Below are 1,054 nucleotides of genomic sequence, written 5' to 3' on the forward strand. Positions count from 1 at the left end.
AGACTGAATCCAGCAGCGAGATACGTTGCTCGCTAGCGTATTGACGTTGATCTCATCCAGATCATCGCAGTACAGTGGGCTTGGGGCCTCCAGGGAGTCCGCAAGCTCTGGGCTTGTCTTGTCTTCAGCATTGATGAAGCCCCAGCAGGTCTCGAAGAGCGCCGCATTGAAGGCCGCTACATCTGGCTCGGGGAAGGTGAACAGGAAGTTGGTGATCGTCAGTTGATTCAAATCAGACAAGCAGCCATCATCTTCACTCACGCGAAGAACAAGCATGTCTCCTGTTTCTACCTGAATGTTGGCTGATCCATTGGCATTATCATCAGCGCTGATGTTCAGTGGAGTCATCGTGCCATCGAAGCTGATCAAAAAGGCATCAAAACCAGCATCGTCTGTTTGGTAGTCGTAATCGAAGCTGGTCATACCTTCTTCACCAAACTGATAGCTGACCTCAGCGAAGCTTTCGCCGCCGCAAGTGTCATCGCTGTCGGTGCTCAAAGTAAGCGTTGTAGCCGTGAAGCTGATGCTGGTTGCATCGCCGGCATCGCCACCTTCACTTTGTCCCCAGTTGGCTTCGGCAAAGGCGCCGGTGAAGCCTTCAATCGGATCTGGTGCCTCTGCATCAAAGTCCGCTTCTGGCTCTGTGATCATGTACTGATAGCGACCACAACCATCGATGATGGGACCGTTATCAGGATTTTCATCCATCACAACGATGTCGAACTCGAAGAGATCCAGACAGATCAGATCGCCTGAAAGAACCATCGATGGAATGACCATCGCCTGGCAGTCGTCGTTCAAGGTGACATTCAGCTCTGCGATACAAGCAAAGTCGTAGTTCAGCAGTGCTGGTGCAACATCCAGATTGACGGTGCACATGGTGTCATTCTCACAGGCATCCTCTGCCAGTACATCAACGGTGATTTGAGTAGTCTCCGGATCAATATCCGAGCAGTCAAAGTCGAGCTGAGAGAAGGCAGCCGTGAAACCGGCATCGCAGTTGTCGGTCGTTCCGGCAATAACGCCAGCTAGATCATCATCCGTTAAGCGGATA

At 51.7% G+C, this 1,054-nt stretch carries 1 protein-coding gene; it reads right to left on the bottom strand.

Annotated elements, in window-relative coordinates; genetic code table 11:
* On the bottom strand, positions 1–1,054 hold a 1,054-nt coding region (locus AAFM92_16860; protein MEL7302033.1), incomplete at both ends, for a hypothetical protein.

The sequence above is a fragment of the Pseudomonadota bacterium genome, from assembly GCA_038533575.1.
GTDB lineage: Bacteria > Pseudomonadota > Alphaproteobacteria > Rhodobacterales > Rhodobacteraceae > Shimia_B.